The organism is Mesorhizobium sp. M0306, from assembly GCF_040321655.1.
Classification (GTDB): Bacteria; Pseudomonadota; Alphaproteobacteria; order Rhizobiales; family Rhizobiaceae; genus Mesorhizobium.
Genome location: NZ_JAMYRY010000001.1, coordinates 513,553 through 530,938 on the forward strand (window position 1 = coordinate 513,553; position 17,386 = coordinate 530,938).

Consider the following 17,386-nt stretch of genomic DNA (forward strand, 5'->3'; position numbering starts at 1 on the left):
ATCATCCTTTCACGGCGCCGGCGGCGATGCCGCGCACAAACAATTTTCCGGACAGGAAATAGACGATCAGCGGCACGAGGCCGGTCAGGATGGTGGCTGCCATGTTGACGTTGTATTCCTTCACGCCTTGCACCGAGTTGACGATGTTGTTGAGCTGCACCGTCATCGGATAGGTGTCGGGGCGGGTGTAGACGACGCCGAACAGGAAGTCGTTCCAGATGCCGGTCACCTGCAGGATGATGGCGACGACGAAGATCGGCAGCGACATCGGCAGCATGATGCGGAAATAAATGCCCCAGAAGCCGGCGCCATCGACACGCGCTGCCCGGAACAGCTCCTCCGGCATGGAAGTAAAGTAGTTGCGGAACAAGAGTGTGAGGATCGGCATGCCGAAGATTGAATGGACGATCACCAGGCCGCTGAGGCTGCCGTAAAGGCCGACCTCGCGCAGGATGATGACGATCGGATAGATCATCACCTGATAAGGGATGAAGGCGCCGACGATCAGGATGATGAAGAAAGTGTCGGCGCCTTTGAAGCGCCAGTTGGCAAGCGCATAGCCGTTCACCGAGGCGAGCGCGATCGACAGGATCACCGACGGGATGGTGATGCGCACCGAATTCCAGAAACCACGCGACAGCCCGTCGCAGTTGAGCCCGGTGCAGGCGCTCGACCAGGCCTTGACCCACGGCTCGAAGGTGATCTCCATCGGCGGCGAGAAGATGTTGCCGAGACGTATCTCGGGCATGCCTTTGAGCGATGTCACCACCATCACGTAGAGCGGCAAAAGATAGTAAAGCGCCACCACGATCAGCGTGCCGTAGAGGAAGATGTTGCGGCGCGAGAATGTGTGGCGCGGCTTCGGCCCGCTCGGCCCGTAGGCTTCGAGCCCGCCGGGGCCGGCAATGGCAGGCAATGAAACGGTATGGTCAGACACGCTTCTTGCCTCCGAACTCGAGATAGGCCCACGGCACGATGACGATGATCACCGACAGCAGCATCATCGTCGAGGCGGCGAACCCCTGACCGAGGTTCTGGGCGAAGAACATATAATCATAGACATATTTGGCCGGGACTTCGGAGGCGATGCCGGGCCCGCCGCTGGTCTGGGCGACGACAAGGTCGTAGACGCGAACGATGTTGGAGGCGACGATGACCAGCGTGGTGATGAAGACCGGCCGCATCATCGGTATGATGATGAACAGATAGGTCTTCCAGGTCGGTATCCCGTCGACCCGCGCAGCCTTCCAGATATCCTCGTCGATGCCGCGCAGGCCGGCAAGCATCAGGCACATGATGAGCCCGGTGCCCTGCCAGAGAGCGGCGATCAATATACCGTAGATGACGATGCTGGAATCATAGAGCGGATTGAAGCTGAAGCTCGTCCAGCCGAGGCTGCGCACCACTTCCTGGACACCGAATTCCGGGTTGAGCAGCCACTGCCAGACGAGACCGGTGACGATGAAGGACAGGGCGAAGGGATAGAGGAAAATGGTCCGGAACGTGTCCTCGAACCGTATCTTCTGGTCGAGCAGGGCAGCAAGCAGGAAGCCGATGACCAGCGAGAACACCAGCGACAGCACGCCGTAGATCAGCAGGTTCTCGATCGAGATCAGCCAGCGCGGGGTTGCCCACAGCCGGTAGTACTGGTCGAGCCCGACGAAGTGCAGCCGCGGCAGCAGCTTGGAATTTGTGAAGGAATACAGCACCGTCCAGACAGTGCCGCCGACAAAAATCACCAGCGCGGTGAAGATCATTGGGATCGAGGCAATTTTCGCATTGAGGTTGCGAAAGAGTTGGCTAGGGCGTTCGCTCTTGCTCATCTGCACAGCCGCGCTGGATCGGGTAAGGGCCGGAGGGTCAAGAGGTCTTGACCCGAGCTCCCGACCCTGCGTTTGCGGGGGCGGGAGTGAGACACGGTTGGTCGATCGCTCAATCGGCCGAACCCACGATAGCGGCGAAGCGCTTCTGCGCATCTTCCACGGTCATGTCCTGCTTGGCGAAGAACTCGGAGAACAGATCCTCCTTCTGCTTCTGCGTATCCTGCGAAAGCAGCTGGTCGGTCCAGGGCATGACATTGCCCTTGGCGAGAATTTCGAGGCCCTTCTTCATGCAGTCGTTCGCCGCCTTGAGGTCGACGTCGCCGCGCACCGGCAGCGAACCTTTCTTGAGATTGAAGGCGACCTGCGTCTTGGGATCGAGCAGCGTGTGGGCCAGCACTTCCTGTGCCTTCGATTTTTCGGGATCCTTCAGCAGCGGGAAGTAGAAAGCGTCGCCGCCGGTGGCGATGACCTCGTTGAGACCGAGGCCCGGAAGGCAAGTATAGTCCTTGCCGGCGGTCTGGCCGGCAACCTGGAACTCGCCCTGCGCCCAGTCACCCATGATCTGGCCGCCCGCCTTGCCGGTGATGACCAGATTGGTGGCCTGGTTCCAGTCCTGCACATTGGTGTTCTTCGCCATCTTGCGAGCGTCGTCCGCGGCCTTGAAGACCTTGGCGACCTCGGGCCCGGCGGCGAATTCCGCGTCCTTGTCCTTGTAGACCTTGAGGAAGGCGTCGGTGCCGCCGACCGCCGCAAGCAGCACGTCGAAAGCGCCCGAGGCTTGCCAGGGCTGGCCGCCGACCGCGAGCGGCTGGATGCCTGCTTTTTCAAGAGCGGGCGCCGCAGCGACATATTCGTTCCAGTTCTTCGGCACCGGCACGCCGGCTTTTTCGAAGGCGGCGTTCGACAGCCACAGCCACTGCCAGGAGTGGATATTGACCGGCACGCAATAGATCTTGCCATCGAGGGTACAGCCGTCGAGCAGGCTCTTCGGCTGCACGATTTCCGTCCACTTTTCCTTGGTGGCGAGATCGGTGAGGTCGCGCATCAGCCCGGCCTGCACCAATTCTTCCGCCTGCCGGCCGTGATTGAACTGGGTCGCGCCCATCGGATCGCCGCCGGTGATGCGGCTGATCATGATCGGCCGCGCCGTGCCGCCGGAACCGGCGATAGCGCCGTCCACCCAATGATTGCCGGTTGCGTCGAAAGCCTTGGCGAGTTCGGCGACCGCTGCCGCCTCGCCGCCGGAGGTCCACCAATGGGTGACTTCCAGATCCGTCGCGGCCGCCGGGCCGGCGAATTGCAGCGCGACCGTCGCAGCCAGCGCAGCAGTCATGAGTTGGTATCGCATTTCGTTCCTCCCAGAATCTGAAACGTTACAGATTTTCGATACGGCAATTGCTTGAGGCGCGCAACCCCTCAGGCGAAGGTGGCATCAAGTTTTTTCGAAGCACGAATAAAATCGCGCGGCTCGCCGGCCTACCGCATCGCAACAAGAGGGGTTGCACTGCAAAATGGAATGCTGCGATGCCAAAAAATCGGAAAAAGCCCGTTCCAATCACGGTTTTGCACCGATTGCAGCACCGCTCGTTCTGCATCTGTCGCCAGTGATATGGCGATGGTCGTGACAATCTGTAACGTTTCAGTATATAGCGGTTTCATTCGGTGAAGGCCCGCGGCGAACCCGCGGCCGGCCGATTGCCGGCCTGTCCGGCAACTGGTATGCGCCTGACGGGGCGGGATGAATGAACAGGCATCAAAAAGAGAAGGCCGACGAAGCGTCGGGCCAGGGCCGGCCGACACTGAAGACGCTCGCCTTCATGACCGGGCTGGGCGTCACCACTGTGTCGCGTGCGCTGAAGGACGCGCCCGAGATCGGCGCCGAGACCAGGCGGCGTGTCCAGCTTGTCGCCAAGCAGATCGGTTATCGGCCCAACCGTGCCGGCGTACGCCTGCGCACCGGCAAGACCAATGTCATCAGCCTGGTGCTCAACACCGAGCACGAGATCATGAGCTTTGTCTCGGATATCATCTACGGCGTTTCCGAAGTCATTGCCGACACGCCCTATCATTTGATCGTGACGCCCTATTCGCGCTCGCAGGATCCGCTCGACCCGATCCGCTACCTCGTGGAAACCGGGTCAGCCGACGGCGTCATCATTTCGCGCACACAGCCAAACGATCCGAGGGCCCGTTATATGCTGGAGCGCGGCATCCCCTTTGCCACGCACGGTCGCACCGATATGGGGCTGATCCATCCTTATCATGATTTCGACAATTACGCTTTCGCAGCCGAGGCAGTGCGCCATCTGGCCGGCCTCGGCCGCCGCCGGCTGGCTCTGCTGGCGCCGCCTGTCGAGCTGACCTATCACGGCCACACGCTCGCCGGCTTTGCCGATGCGCTGAGCGAGGTCGGCGCCAGCGAGATCCCGTTCAACACCGTTTCGATCGATCATTCGATCGAGCAGATCAGAATGCGGACCGCGCAGCTGATGCGCCGCGATGTCAGGCCGGACGGTTTCATCAGCAGCGCCGCCGCCGCGACGCTCGCCATCGTCGCCGGCATCGAAGACGCCGGCCTCAAGCTTGGCCGCGATGTCGATGTGGTATCCAAACAATCGTCGGAGCTTCTGCACCTGTTTCGCAGCGAATTGCTGGTCGTCAACGAGAACTTCCGGCTGGCCGGCGCCGAGCTCGCCCGCTCGGTGCTGGGCTGGATCGGCGGCGCCGCACCCGGCACCCTGCAAAGCCTGAGCGAGCCGGGCGAAGTGCAGGCCTATCGCCGCCCCGACTAAAGCGGGGTATGTTCAAATTGAACTGGCATCCGGCTCCATCTAACTGTCTTAGCCACATTTCTGCGACGCCAAATGGTTCCACTTGGCTGCAAAATGCGCGCTGCTGACTGGCAGCTTGGGGCCGAAAGCTGTCCGTCCGATATGGGGACGAGATCACCATAAAGCGGCCGTAGGAGCACGCGGCAGTCACGTTTCGGGATTAAGGGGCTCATCACTCTTGATACCACGATGCAACAGCAGCTAGGACCGGCCATATTTGTTACGAATGGTGTCGATGTCGGATTGATCGCCCCGGTCTCGTCGTTCCAGAAAATGAAGGAGCAACGATATGTCTGAAAAGGAAATCTTGTCTGTCATCCGGGGCCAGGAAGACGCAACTGCCAAGGGGGACGCCCGCGCCAACGTCGATGCCATGGACCCGGATGTCGTGGTTTTCGATCTGCCGCCGCCGCTTGCCTTTCGAGGCGAACAGGCGCGCGACATCGAAGGGATAGATGCTTGGTTTGCAACTTGGCGCAACGGCGTCACCGTTCACATGGCTGACCCGCAGCTCATGATCGACGGCGATCTTGCAGTGGCCTTCGGGCTGTCGCGCATGACTGGCATTAAGACCGATGGCACAAAGGTCGACTCCTGGAGCCGGCGAACCATCGTGCTAAGGCGCATCGGCGGTTCTTGGAAAATCATCCACGAACATGCCAGCTTCCCTATGGCAATGGACGGAAGTGGGCGCGCTGTGACGGATCTCTTGCCGTAGTTCCGGAACGCCTAACGTCCTCAACAGGGATGTCGGCTTTCACGCGGCAAGGGTTCGTAGGTGAACGGTCGATTTGGCGGCCCGTTGCTGACAGTCAGCCTTGGCGCCGAGAGCGGACCTGCAGGTTAAGACTGCAAGTCTTCAATACGGACCGTGGTCGGTCGCATGCGAGATGAAGCTGTCGAGGGGCGATCGAGGATCGCCCTCACTGACCCTCCTGGGCAACTTGGGAGATACTAGCCGTCGGAGTAGGATCAAAGTTAGTCAGCTCACAGAACGTGGAAGAAGCAAAAGAACCCGGTTGCGGCGGAAGAAATTCCCCCTGGTGCTTCCATGCGAAGCAGATTTTGATCGTGTCGAAAGATTTTTGTTCTCGGCGTTCATCGATGCGGCCATCGACAAATACAAGAGAAATTATATGCGCGGTTGCATTTAGAGATTGAGGCTCTGCTTTCGCAGCCGTTGACACTGTCAAGAAAAGAGCCAGAGCGATGATGAGCTTGGTGCGATTCATGTCGTCCTCCGTTTCATCCGGTGCCGCCAGGATCGCTTGGAGGCGACGGCCGAATGGGCTATGCTAGGAGGCGCGCCAAGAGGGTGAAATGTCCCGAACGGCCCCTGAAATTGACCTGAAATCTGCTGAAACGGTCACGTTCCGCGGTTTTGTTTTTCTTGCGAACAGCAACGAACTCCGAACCGTGGAAGGCAAAGCGGTCAATCTTCGCAGCCAGTCCGTCGAAGTGCTCTCCGTGCTCGCGGCGCGACCAGGCGAAATCGTGTCCAAGGATGCGATGATGCAGGCGGTTTGGCCCGATACCTTCGTGACCGAAGACAGCCTCACTCAATGCATTGCCGATATTCGCCGCGCATTGGCGGACGACGCGCACGTGATCGTGGAAACCGTGCCTCGGAGAGGCTACCGACTGAATGCCGATCCGTCGGACGCGGCGGACCCAAACGCCGCAGCCGGCATGGAACGTGCCAAGACACGATTCTCGCAGCGCGGCTTCATTCTTGCTGCACTCGCTCTCGTTGCGGCGGCGATCGGCGCATACTACGGCGCGGAAGTATGGCGAGCCGCTCCCGTTCGTTCGAGCGACATGCCCAGGATTGCGGTCCTTCCCTTCGACGACATGAGTGCCGGTGCGGATAAGGGATATCTCAGCGATGCCGTTGCCGAGGGGATCATCACCGAGCTGGCGCGGAGCAAGACTTATGCCGTCATCGCGCGGAACTCGAGCTTCAGGTACCGCGATAAGCCCATCGACACCAGGCAGATCGGAGATGAACTCGGCGTCGACTACCTGCTCGAAGGCAGCCAGCAGAAGGCCGGAGACCGGCTGAAAGTGACCGCCCAGTTGCTGAATGCGCATGACGGATCGCATGTCTGGGCCAACACCTACAACCGGGAGATCGGCGATCTTTTCGTCGTCCAGGAGGAGATCATCCGCACGCTTGCGGCTCGGGTCGGGCAAAGGATCGAGCGACCCTTGCCACAGAGCGACGCCGCCCGGGTTAGCGCGCTCAGTTATCTCATGATGGGGTCTGCCGCGAACAAAAAGGATTTTTCTGCCGCGGGGAACGAACTGCTGCGGCAGCTCAGCCTCAAGGCGATTGAAGCGGATCCGAACTCCCAATTCGGCTTTATCGGGCTGGCCTGGTCCTATCGCTTTGACTCGGTATTCTGGCACAAGCAGGAAAACAACCCCGACGAGGCGTTGAAGCGGGCCGCAGAGTACGCCGACAAGGCCATCCTGCTCGCTCCGGACGATGCCAACGCGCATCAAATCCGCGCCCAAATCCATAGTGAAGCCGGCGAGATCGAGCAGGCCATTGCGCAGTTCGATCAGGCGATCGCCCTGAACCCCAGCGCCTCGAATATCCTCGAGGGCAGTGCGGCCCCGCTGCTCTTTGCCGGCCGCACCGACGAAGCGATCGATCGGATCGAGCAGGCCAAAGGCATCGATCCCTTCTACCCCGACTGGTACAACTGGGACATGGGCTGGGCGCTCTATGAAAAGAACGATTGCGGGGCTGCGCTAACGGCGATGCGGAAAATGTCCCCAATCCCGATCGGCGCACACCGAATGCTTGCGGGGATCTACGCTTGTCTGGGAAACCAGCGGGAGGCAAAGGAAGCGCTTGCGGTTTTCCTCAAAGACTCGCCCGGCGACTCCATCAGCAAACAACGCAAGCAGTGGGAGAAGAACTGGACCGCCCCCGGACCCCTCGAGCGCTGGATCGGACACATGCGGTTCGCGGGCTTGCCGGAGTGACGGCTGACCGTATGCGGCCCGGCAGAAGCCAATTGGCCGCAAAAAACCGTTGAAGCCTTTGTGTTGTGGGCGCTGGTTACCCTCAAAGCAGGATCATCCTTCGCAAGAATATTGGAGGTGCGCTCGCACCCCAACTTCTGGAACGGGGCCGACGGCTGCCGTTCATCGGCGATGCCTCGAACTTCCGCAGATGGCGCAACCGCGACCTCCAAAATGGTCGCCAACAATGTCTGCTCTCAGGCAGTGGCAACAGTCACCTCAATGGCCGACATGAGGCGCAGTCCCGATGTCCAGATGGCGAACCGCCGGACCGGCCCGAGAACTCCCAACGGCGCGCTTGAGATCACCCGAGCGCGGCTCTACTAGTCCGAAAACCTCACGCTCACGCCGCGCTGCCGAAAATAGGCCTGCATCAACTTGCGCCCCGAGCGGTTGTTCTGCGCCAACTTGGTCGGATCGAACACCGCCTGTTTTATCCCTTCTCGTGTCAGCGCTGCTTTAAGCGTCGCGATATGTGCGTCGATGTCGGCATTGTCCGCCCGGAGGGAGGCATAGATACTTTCGGTCGCCTGGGCCACGGTCGGTTCGCTCACAGGTGTCGTCCTTTGGTTGGTTGAGCGGCGGCTTACCACAGATTCGCGGCTCCGCCGATGCCGATGAGACCGTCAATCGTCTCTACCGGCATAGCAGGTTCCTGGCGCGACCCGACACCCAGTTGGTCGCTGGAGATATCTGCTTTCTGGCAACCGCAAAATTGGGCTCTGCGTCCAAGTTCAGGCGCTACCCCGCCGCCCCATTCCCCCAGGGCCCATGGAAAGCGCCCTGCCCATCGATGCGCTCGAAGCCGTGCGCGCCGAAGAAATCGCGCTGCGCCTGGATCAGGTTCGAAGTGCCGCGGCCCTGCCGGTAACTGTCGAAATAGGCAAGCGCAGATGACAGGGCCGGCACCGGCGAGCCGGCTTCGGCCGCCCTTGCCACGACACGGCGAAGCGACGGATGTGCCTCCTGCATCAACGAGACGAAAGCCGGCGCCATCAGCAGGTTGGTGGCTGCGCCGCCGGCGCCGAAGGCCTCCGCCATCGTATCGAGGAATTGCGAGCGGATGATGCAGCCGGCCCGCCAGATCTTGGCGATGACCGGCATCGGCAGGTTCCACTTGAATTCCTGCGATGCGCCGCTCATCACCGCGAAGCCTTGCGCGTAGGCGGCGATCTTGCCGGCAAACAGCGCCAGTTCGAGATCGCCGAGCAGGGCGTCCCTATCTCCGGAAATCTTGCTCACGCCGCCGCCATAAACCTTTTCGGCGGCAAGCCGCTCGTCCTTGATCGACGATAGCACGCGTGCCGCCACAGCCGCTTCGATCGCGGTGGCCGGGATGCCGAGCTGCTGCGCCTCGATCACCGACCATTTGCCGGTGCCTTTCTGGCCGGCGCGGTCGAGGATGATGTCGACCACCGGTTTGCCGGTCTTGGGATCGTCGGCAGCCAGCACCTTGGCGGTGATCTCGATCAGGTACGAATTGAGCCGGCCCGTGTTCCACTGCGAAAACACCTCGGCGATTTCTTTCGGCCCCGTGCCTAGCCCGTCGCGCAAGATGCCGTAGATCTCGGCGATCATCTGCATGTCGGCATATTCGATGCCGTTGTGGATGGTCTTCACGAAATGGCCGGCGCCGTCGGTGCCAAGCCACGCCGCGCAAGGCTCGCCCTTGAACTTGGCCGAGATCGCGGTCAGCACCTTTTCGACGCGCTTCCAGGACTCTTCGGTGCCGCCGACCATGATCGAGGGACCGTGGCGGGCGCCCTCCTCGCCGCCGGACACGCCCATGCCGATGAAGGTCAGGCCCGAATCGGTAAGCTCCGAGAAGCGCCGCATCGTGTCGCGGAAATTGGCATTGCCGGCGTCGATGACGATGTCGTTGGCCGACAGCACGCCGCGCAATGCCGCGATCTGCTCGTCGACCGGCTTGCCGGCCAGCACCATGATGATGATCGGCCGCGGCGGCCGGATCGCGGCGGCCAGTTCCTCGAGGCTATAGCAAGGCACCACCCTATCCCTGAGCGCGCCGGCATTTTCGACAAAGGCATCGGTGCGCGCCGCGGTGCGATTGAAGACGGCGATGCGGTGCCCCTTCTCGGCGATATTGAGCGCCAGGTTGGAGCCCATCGTGCCAAGGCCGATCAGGCCGATTTCGGCTTTTTCCATTGTTTCTTCCCTGCTTTCGGATCTTGTTGCTTTGAGCCGCGATTGATGACGATGATTGACGGGCCTTCAATGCCGCGTCAACCGCCTCGCCGAATTGTGTTGCGTGGACCGGCGCTCTCGTCACGGCCTGATGTCGATCGGCGCCTCTATCTTCACCATCTCGAAATCCGAGACCAGGATATCGAGCCGCGCCGTCCACCGGCCGGCGACCGGAATGACGAGATCGTCGACGCGCCAGGTGCCGTCGCCAAGCCTCGTCGCCGGGCGCTTGATGGGTTCGATGCCGGAATCGGGCTTTGATAGCACCAGCGTCACCTGCTTTGCGTCGAGCGGGCCGAAATCGCCGGTCATGATGAAGATCGAAGCGGCAACAGGCCCGGCATGGCCGGGCACAATGCTGAGGTCGGCCATCGCCTGCAGCGTGTGGATATGCACCGATGCCGGCTGTGCCGCGGCGATCGCCAGCGCGCGCGGCGGCGGCGTGAAGCGCCATCCGGCGGCAACGCCGAAGATCGCCAGCACGATCAGCACCTCGATGGCGATCGAGCGGGCCAGCCGCCGCTGGACTTCCGTTTCGCCCGCCTCAGCCGGGGCCGTAAGCTTGAGGCGATTGACGGCGGCGAGCGTGAACAGGAAGACGAGCAGCACCAGCTTGAGCAGCAGCAGCCGGCCGTAAGCGGTATGGACAAGCGCCGACGGCGTTTGCACCTGGATGACGGCGAGCACGATGCCGGCTGCCGCAAGCACGGCCACGACGAACAGGATCGCTCGCGAAAACCGGCGCAGCAACGGCCCGGCTTTGTGCGGCTGCCGTTTCAAGGCAAGACCGAGCGGCGCCAGCGCCCCGGCCCAGATCGCGATACCAGTGGCATGCAGAAACACCATCGGCCGGGTCAGCCATTGCGGCTCGGCGGCACTGGCATGGCCGCTGGCGGCAAGTGCTGCGCCGACGCCAACCAGTCCGGCCAAGGCCAGCGGCTTTGCGTCGGCGTGCGGCACCACCAGCGATAACAGGCCAAGGCCGAGCGCCATCAGCGCGATCAGCACCGTCCAGCCGAAGCTGGTGCCGAGCCCGGTCTGCCAGATGATCGGCTGCGCCAGCCGGGCAAGCGGCGCACCGAGTGCATCCAGCCCCTGGAAACCGAGCGACAGGGGTGCGGCGGCCAGCCCGCACAGGATCGCAGCGACGATCAGGCGCTGGCCGGGTCGCCCGCCTTGCGCCAGCCAGGCCAGCGCAAAGGCACCGCCGACGCCGAAAAACAGGCCGATATACAGAAAGACCTTGCCGATCCAGATCGCGGTTCGAAGCGTCCGGTCGACGGCTTCGGAGGCGGCCGGCGCGGCACTCGGTGCACCGACCGAGAACAGCACCGAGCCGCCGACCGGATGCCCGTCGGCGGAAATCACCCGCCAGCTCAGCACATGCGTGCCGGATTTCAGCGCCTGCGGATTGTCGATCTCGACGGTCTGGCCGCTGAGCCGGAAGGAGGTCAGCGGGATCGACGTGCCGTCGGGCCGCACCAGCGTCAGCACCAGCGGCGAAACCGGTTCGCTGAAGGTCAGCGACATCTGCGACGGGCTCTGCGCCAGCACCGCACCATCAGCCGGCTCGGCCTTGATCAGCGCCGCATGGGCGAAGGCCGGACCAGGCATGGCAATTACGGCGAGCAGCACGATGGCGGCAAGCAGGCCAGCCACAAGCCGGCCAGAATAGTTGCCGGCCATGCAAGCTTGCCGCAGGAAGGATGCCGCGCTCATCTCACCGCCAAGAGCAGCGGCGCGCTCATCCGCCAAAGCGCGCCGCCGGAGCTCACTTCTTCGGCAGCAGCTTGAGGCCGGGCGCCGGAAATTCCAGCGCGTCCTCAGCCTGCCCGGCCGCCGGGATCTCGATCCAGCGATCGGCAACGCCGTCACATTCCTGCACCACCGGGAAATGCAGCGTCTGGCCTGCCGGCAGGTCGGACGCCAGCGTCGCGCGAAAGACGAATTCGTCGTAGAACTCGTCCGGCAGGCTGCCGGCGCTCCAGTCGATCTCCTTAACGCCGCTGGTCACTGCCTGGCCGTAGAGCTGGTAGGACTTCTCGTATTTGCCGTTCTTGACCTGCAGCGTCCAGCCTGGCTTCGGCATCGGTTTGACCGAAAGCACCCCTTCCGGGATCTGCACGCGCAAGGCGGTCGTTGCCTTGCCCTCGCAGCCATGCGGCACCCGAAGAACCGCCTTGTAGGTCGAGCCCACCGCCGCCTCCGGCGTTTCGAGCGTGATGTGGGCAAAGGCCGCGCTGGTCCCGAGGACAAGAAGCACGCAGCCGGGCAAAAGCGATTTCTTCATGATGCTACCTCTCGAAGCGGCCAAGTCAGTCGTCGTCCTGGGGCGCCGCGCTGCCGATGCCTTGCACGGCGAATTCAATCTGCACGGGCCCGGCTTTTTCGAAGGTCAGCGTGGCGGAGAACATTTCGCCCTCCTTGGGCTGCCGCTTCAAATCCCTGAACATCAAATGATAGCCGTTGGGCGCCAATGCGACCTTGCCGCCGGCCGGGATTTCGAGGCCGCCGGTGACCGGCCGCATGGTCATGACGCCATTGCTGACGCCCATCTCGTGCAGTTCGGCCTTGGCCGAGATGTCGGAGGTGATCGACAGCAGGCGATCCGGCGCACTGCCGGTGTTGGTGATGGTGAAGTAGCCGCCGGCTACCTTGGCACCGGCTGGTGTGGCGCGCGACCAGGGGTGCCCGATCTCGAGATCGCCAAGCTTGAACTCATGTGCCAACACCGTCTGGGCGCTGGCGAACAGGAGGGCAATAACGCAAAGGGCGACGCCGAGACGCTGCTCGAAACCACCCAGTGCGAAGCGCCTGCGGCTGGATGCGGCAGCGCGAAAAGAGTGAGACATGATTGCTCCGTGGACTTTAATGGGGGATCGCGCCGATGGCCGGTCGCGAACGATGTCGATAAACGCGCCGGCAAAGCGTTGCGCGGCGCCAACCAGAACGGATCAGGCCGTCGCCGGTGGTGCGCGCGGATTGGACGGAGTGCGGGCGCGGGCGAAATCGCGATGCCGGAAGGCCGGCAGGACAAAGGCGATGGTTTCGACGGAAAGGCTGCGAGCCAGGCTCCCGGCGGCACCGGGCGGCGCGTAGATCGCCGAGACGAGGTTGCAACCAAGCATGCAGCAAGCCGGCATGTGCTGCTGATGCGGATCGCCGGCGGGGAGTTGCGCCGCGCCGTCATGGGTGCAGATCGTGTTGCCGAAAGCATCGAATTGCGAGGCGTTCGGCTCGACGCCGGAAGCAAACGCGCCGAACATCGACTGGAGCACGAAAAGCCACGCCGCGGCGAATGCGACCGGCATGCTCCATCGTCTCCGGCGTATGGTCAAGAACCAGCCTCTTCACGCAGCAACGTCAGCTCTCTAGCACGGAGCCGGCGGCCGGAAAATCGCCAAAACGTTGCTGCGGCAACGCAACACAATCACGCGCGCAGCGGCTGCCTGCCCTCCGGGATCGACGTTAGCAGCGTGTGGCGGGCCGATTTCAGGTGCTTGCGGCAGGCGGCGTCGACCTTGGCGAGATCGCGCGACTTGAGCGCAGCGATATAGGCGAGATGCTCCTGGACCGCGACTTCGTTGCGCTCACGCTCCTGCGCCTTGTTCCACTGGTAGTGGTAGTGGAAGATCATGGCGATGACATCGTAGAAATCGACGATGAAGCGGTTGTGCGACGCCCGGTGGATCAGCCGGTGAAAGCGCTCGTCAAGCTCGGAGAATTCGTTGAAACGCACGGCAATCTCCCGTGCCAGCCGGTGATGCTCGTCTTCCAGGCGGTCGAGGTCGGCCCACACCGGGCTATCCTCGGGCAGAGCGGCAAAGGCTGCGGCCGAGCGCAGTTCGAACATCTCGCGGATTTCGGTCAGCTCCAGCGCGAAGGCGCGGGTAAAGCCTTTCAGCACCCAGTGGCTGTTGCGGCGCTTCTCGATCAGCCCAAAGCGCGAGAAGCGGATCAGGAATTCGCGCACGCTGGTGGTGCCGACGCCGATCTCGCGCGCCAGTTCGAGCTCGTTGATCTGCATGCCGGCTTCGGCACCGCTGGCAAGCAGCCGCCGCATGAAGGAGCGCTCGATGATCTCGGCCAGCGTGTCGGTTTCTTCCTCAGGGAAGAAATCGTCCGGCCGCGGTTCGCGCAGAACCGTCTTGCTGCGCTTGTTCCAGTCGATCAGCCCGGTTTCTTCCATGCGCGCAAGGATGGTGCGGACCGTCGTGCGGCTGACGCCGAGCAGCGTGCCCAGCTCCGGCTCCGAAGGCAGGCTCCTGGTTTCGTCGAGCAGCCTCAGACCGCGATTATAGGCATCCTTGTAAACGTTGTTGCTCTTCGACATCCCCTGCCCCGTGGCGCGCCGCCGTTTGCGTCCGACGTGAAGCGTTTCTCGTGCATGAAACCGGTACCGCTTCGGAAAACATCATGCGCAACGCTAGTTTTGGCTGTAGAGCCTACTTCACGCATCCAAAAGACGCGTCGCGCTCTGGCGAAAAAACAATTGACGCAAAAATGTTTTTTCACGATAAAAGACATTATATGTTAAGAGCCGCGTGTCAATCCGCTCGCGCACCCAGGAACACACCCAGGAAGCTCCCGTGAACGCCGCAAACAGCATTCTTCTGTCTCCCGCCGACAATGTCGCGGTCGCCAATGGCCGCATCGAGATCGGCACCGTGCTGCCGGGCGGCGCCGTCGCCGCCGCAGTGATCGAGCCGGGCCACAAAGTGGCGATCAAGCCGATTGCGGCCGGCGAGGCCGTGGTCAAATACGCCCAGGCGATCGGCCGCGCCACGCAGGACATCGCGCCCGGCGAGCATGTCCATTCGCACAATCTGGTTTTCGAAAGCGGCCGTTTGCCCGTGGTGCCGCCGAGCGAAGCGGTGCATGCGACCGAGGCCGACCGCGCCCGCACCTTCATGGGCTACCGCCGCGCCGACGGCCGCGCCGGCACGCGCAACTTCGTCGGCATTCTCGCCAGCGTCAATTGCTCGGCCACCGTCTGCCACGCCATCGCTGACGCGGCGAACCGCACGCTTCTGCCGCAATATCCCGGCATCGACGGCTTCGTCCCGATCGTCCACGGCCAGGGCTGCGGCATGAGCGCCACCGGCGACGGCATGATGGTGCTGCACCGCACGCTGGCCGGCTACGCCCGTCATCCGAATTTTGGCGGTGTGCTGATGGTCGGGCTCGGCTGCGAGGTCAACCAGCTCACCCTCTATGGCCAGAAGGGCGTTGCCGCGGGAAAACGCCATTTCAACATCCAGGAAGCCGGCGGCTCGCGCAAATCGGTCGAGAAGGCGTTGGTCGTGCTGGCCGAGATTGCCGAAGAGGTCGGCAAGCTTCAGCGTGAGCCGATCCCGGTCAGCGAGATCGTCGTCGGCCTGCAATGCGGCGGCTCCGACGGTATGTCCGGCATCACCGCCAATCCGGCGCTGGGTGCCGCGGTCGACATCCTGGCCGGCGTCGGCGGCATCGGCATCCTTTCCGAGACGACGGAGATCTACGGCGCCGAGCACCTGCTTGCCTATCGCGCCGCAACACCCGAGATCGCCGCCAAGCTCGACGGCTACGTGAAATGGTGGGAAGACCACGTCGCCAAGCATGGCGCATCCATCGACAACAATCCCTCACCGGGCAACAAGCGCGGCGGCCTGACCACCATCCTGGAGAAGTCGCTCGGCGCGGTCGCCAAGGGCGGCCAGACGCCGCTCAACGGCGTCTTCGGCTATGCCGAAAAGGTCACCGGGCACGGGCTGGTGTTCATGGACACGCCCGGCTACGACCCGGTCTCGGCCACCGGCCAGGTGGCGGGCGGCGCCAATGTCATCGTCTTCACCACCGGCCGCGGCTCCTGCTTCGGCTGCCGGCCGACGCCGTCGATCAAGGTCGCCAGCAACTCGACCATGTACCACACCATGGAAGAGGACATGGACGTGAATTGCGGAGTCATCGCCTCGGGCGAAAAGACCATCGCCGGCATGGGCCGCGAGATCTTCGAGCTGATCGTCGAGACGGCTTCGGGCCGCAAGACCAAGAGCGAGGAGTTCGGCTACGGCGACAACGAGTTCGTGCCGTGGCACCTCGGAGCGACGCTCTAAGCCAGTCGCAGACACCTGACGTGATCGCCAGGTGTCACAGTTCGTACACCCCAAAAAAGAATGAACATTCCATATTGACTGAGTGATGGAATTAATATTCCATGCAGCATATTGGAGGAGATTGGCAGCGGAGTTCCGACAGAGCAAGCTTTCCCGCCGAGCCATTCGAAGCGGCCATCAAACATCGCTTGCGCCGACCGAGATGATGCACTATCAAAATGCGGTAAATGTTTTTTATTGATAAAGTTCCGTTTGGGCCGCGCCATCCGAATGGAGCTTCCGTAACATTCACCGGGCGACTTAGGGAGGACTCCTAATGAAATTCGTGACCAGCATTCTCAATCGCCGCGCCTTCGTGGCACTCACGGCCGCCTCGATGCTTGCCGGCGTGATGCATTCGGCACCGGCATCCGCGGCTGACGCGACCATTCCGATCATCGTCAAGGATACTACGTCCTTCTACTGGCAGATCGTTCTGGCCGGCGCCCGTAAGGCCGGCAAGGATCTCGGCGTCAACGTGCCGGAACTCGGCGCCCAGGCCGAGACCGACGTCAACGGCCAGATTTCGATCCTCGAAAATGCCGTCGCCGGCAACCCGGCCGCCGTCGTCATCGCGCCGACCGAAGCCAAGGCGCTCGGCAAGCCGATCGACGAGGCCGCCACCAAGGTCAAGATCATCGGTATCGACTCCGGCGCCGACTCCAAGGCCTTCACCTCGTTCCTGACCACCGACAACATCCAGGGCGGCCGCGTCGCCGCTGACGGCCTTGCCGCAGCCATCGGCGAAGCCAATGGCGGCAAGATTGAGGGCGACGTCGCCCTGATCACCGCGCTTCCGGGCGCCGGCTCGCTCGAACAGCGCGCCCAGGGCTTCAAGGAACAGCTCGCCGCCAAATATCCGGGCCTCAAGCTGGTCGCCGACAAATACGCCGACGGCCAGGCCACCACCGGCCTCAACATCGCCACCGACCTGATCACCGCCAACCCCAACCTCAAGGGCATTTTCGCCTCCAACCTGATCATGGCGCAGGGCGTCGGTCAGGCGATCGCCGAGAACAGCCTCGCAGGCAAGGTCGGGCTGGTCGGCTTCGACAGCGACGAGAAGCTGATCAAATTCCTCAACGACGGCGTCATTTCGGCTCTCGTCGTCCAGGATCCGTACCGGATGGGCTATGACGGCATCAAGACGGCGCTCGCCGCCTCGAAAGGCGAGAAGGTCGAGGCCAATGTCGACACCGGCGCCAATTTGGTCACCAAGGCCAACATGAAGGATCCGAAGATCGACGCGCTGCTCAATCCGAAGCTCGACTGAGGATCGCCGCAAGTGAACTGTTTCCGGGGCCTTTTCGCCCCGGAAACATCCCACTCGTGCCAATCGCGAGGCCAATCTTTGGGGGCC

The 17,386-nt window shown here is 62.5% G+C and carries 16 protein-coding genes; 5 read left to right on the top strand and 11 right to left on the bottom strand.

The window, feature by feature from the left end; genetic code table 11:
* Position 1: 1 nt before the first annotated feature.
* From NKI95_RS02595 to NKI95_RS02605, 3 genes are all read right to left on the bottom strand, one after another.
* Entirely contained in the window at positions 2 to 937 is a 936-nt protein-coding gene (locus NKI95_RS02595; RefSeq protein ID WP_352713926.1) for a carbohydrate ABC transporter permease, read from the bottom strand.
* Positions 930 to 1,823: a carbohydrate ABC transporter permease gene (locus tag NKI95_RS02600; RefSeq protein WP_352713931.1), complete on the bottom strand. Its 894-nt coding sequence runs from the start codon at positions 1,821 to 1,823 to the stop codon at positions 930 to 932. Before NKI95_RS02600 ends, NKI95_RS02595 begins: the two co-directional genes overlap by 8 nt.
* A 109-nt stretch (positions 1,824 to 1,932) precedes the next feature.
* Positions 1,933 to 3,171, bottom strand: coding sequence for an ABC transporter substrate-binding protein (locus tag NKI95_RS02605; RefSeq protein WP_352456792.1), 1,239 nt, complete (start codon positions 3,169 to 3,171; stop codon positions 1,933 to 1,935).
* A 394-nt stretch (positions 3,172 to 3,565) separates the two neighbouring features.
* On the opposite strand from NKI95_RS02605, the gene NKI95_RS02610 reads away from it, so the two are divergent.
* Together NKI95_RS02610 and NKI95_RS02615 are read left to right on the top strand one after the other, a co-directional pair.
* The gene (locus tag NKI95_RS02610) at positions 3,566 to 4,615 is read left to right on the top strand and encodes a LacI family transcriptional regulator (protein ID WP_023721952.1); all 1,050 of its coding nucleotides are present in this window, start codon (positions 3,566 to 3,568) and stop codon (positions 4,613 to 4,615) included.
* Positions 4,616 to 4,943: 328 nt separating this feature from the next.
* The gene (locus tag NKI95_RS02615; protein WP_352713935.1) at positions 4,944 to 5,372 is read left to right on the top strand and encodes a YybH family protein; all 429 of its coding nucleotides are present in this window, start codon (positions 4,944 to 4,946) and stop codon (positions 5,370 to 5,372) included.
* A 205-nt stretch (positions 5,373 to 5,577) separates the two neighbouring features.
* Here NKI95_RS02615 and NKI95_RS02620 read toward each other — a convergent pair whose 3' ends face one another.
* Positions 5,578 to 5,886 carry a hypothetical protein gene (locus NKI95_RS02620; RefSeq protein ID WP_352713936.1) on the bottom strand — a complete coding sequence of 103 codons (309 nt, stop codon included), beginning with the start codon at positions 5,884 to 5,886 and terminating at the stop codon, positions 5,578 to 5,580.
* 88 nt (positions 5,887 to 5,974) lie between these two features.
* Between NKI95_RS02620 and NKI95_RS02625 the strand changes: the two genes are divergently transcribed.
* A complete protein-coding gene (locus tag NKI95_RS02625; RefSeq protein WP_352713940.1) occupies positions 5,975 to 7,648 on the top strand; it encodes a winged helix-turn-helix domain-containing tetratricopeptide repeat protein in 1,674 nt (557 codons plus the stop codon).
* 362 nt (positions 7,649 to 8,010) lie between these two features.
* Here NKI95_RS02625 and NKI95_RS02630 read toward each other — a convergent pair whose 3' ends face one another.
* From NKI95_RS02630 to NKI95_RS02660, 7 genes are all read right to left on the bottom strand, one after another.
* Positions 8,011 to 8,241, bottom strand: coding sequence for a hypothetical protein (locus NKI95_RS02630; protein ID WP_095488311.1), 231 nt, complete (start codon positions 8,239 to 8,241; stop codon positions 8,011 to 8,013).
* A 187-nt stretch (positions 8,242 to 8,428) separates the two neighbouring features.
* Entirely contained in the window at positions 8,429 to 9,853 is a 1,425-nt protein-coding gene (gene gnd, locus NKI95_RS02635) for an NADP-dependent phosphogluconate dehydrogenase (RefSeq protein ID WP_352713944.1), read from the bottom strand.
* 120 nt (positions 9,854 to 9,973) lie between these two features.
* Entirely contained in the window at positions 9,974 to 11,611 is a 1,638-nt protein-coding gene (locus NKI95_RS02640; protein WP_352713949.1) for a copper resistance CopC/CopD family protein, read from the bottom strand.
* Positions 11,612 to 11,663: 52 nt separating this feature from the next.
* Positions 11,664 to 12,182, bottom strand: coding sequence for a YcnI family copper-binding membrane protein (locus NKI95_RS02645; RefSeq protein ID WP_352456800.1), 519 nt, complete (start codon positions 12,180 to 12,182; stop codon positions 11,664 to 11,666).
* Positions 12,183 to 12,207: 25 nt separating this feature from the next.
* Positions 12,208 to 12,744 carry a copper chaperone PCu(A)C gene (locus NKI95_RS02650; protein WP_352713952.1) on the bottom strand — a complete coding sequence of 179 codons (537 nt, stop codon included), beginning with the start codon at positions 12,742 to 12,744 and terminating at the stop codon, positions 12,208 to 12,210.
* A 102-nt stretch (positions 12,745 to 12,846) separates the two neighbouring features.
* Positions 12,847 to 13,203, bottom strand: coding sequence for a DUF2946 family protein (locus NKI95_RS02655; RefSeq protein WP_352713956.1), 357 nt, complete (start codon positions 13,201 to 13,203; stop codon positions 12,847 to 12,849).
* A gap of 119 nt (positions 13,204 to 13,322) precedes the next feature.
* Positions 13,323 to 14,225: a GntR family transcriptional regulator gene (locus tag NKI95_RS02660; protein WP_352713961.1), complete on the bottom strand. Its 903-nt coding sequence runs from the start codon at positions 14,223 to 14,225 to the stop codon at positions 13,323 to 13,325.
* 256 nt (positions 14,226 to 14,481) lie between these two features.
* On the opposite strand from NKI95_RS02660, the gene NKI95_RS02665 reads away from it, so the two are divergent.
* Positions 14,482 to 15,987: a UxaA family hydrolase gene (locus tag NKI95_RS02665; RefSeq protein ID WP_352713964.1), complete on the top strand. Its 1,506-nt coding sequence runs from the start codon at positions 14,482 to 14,484 to the stop codon at positions 15,985 to 15,987.
* Between the two features lie 316 nt (positions 15,988 to 16,303).
* The gene (locus NKI95_RS02670) at positions 16,304 to 17,299 is read left to right on the top strand and encodes an ABC transporter substrate-binding protein (RefSeq protein ID WP_352713967.1); all 996 of its coding nucleotides are present in this window, start codon (positions 16,304 to 16,306) and stop codon (positions 17,297 to 17,299) included.
* Positions 17,300 to 17,386 lie beyond the last annotated feature (87 nt).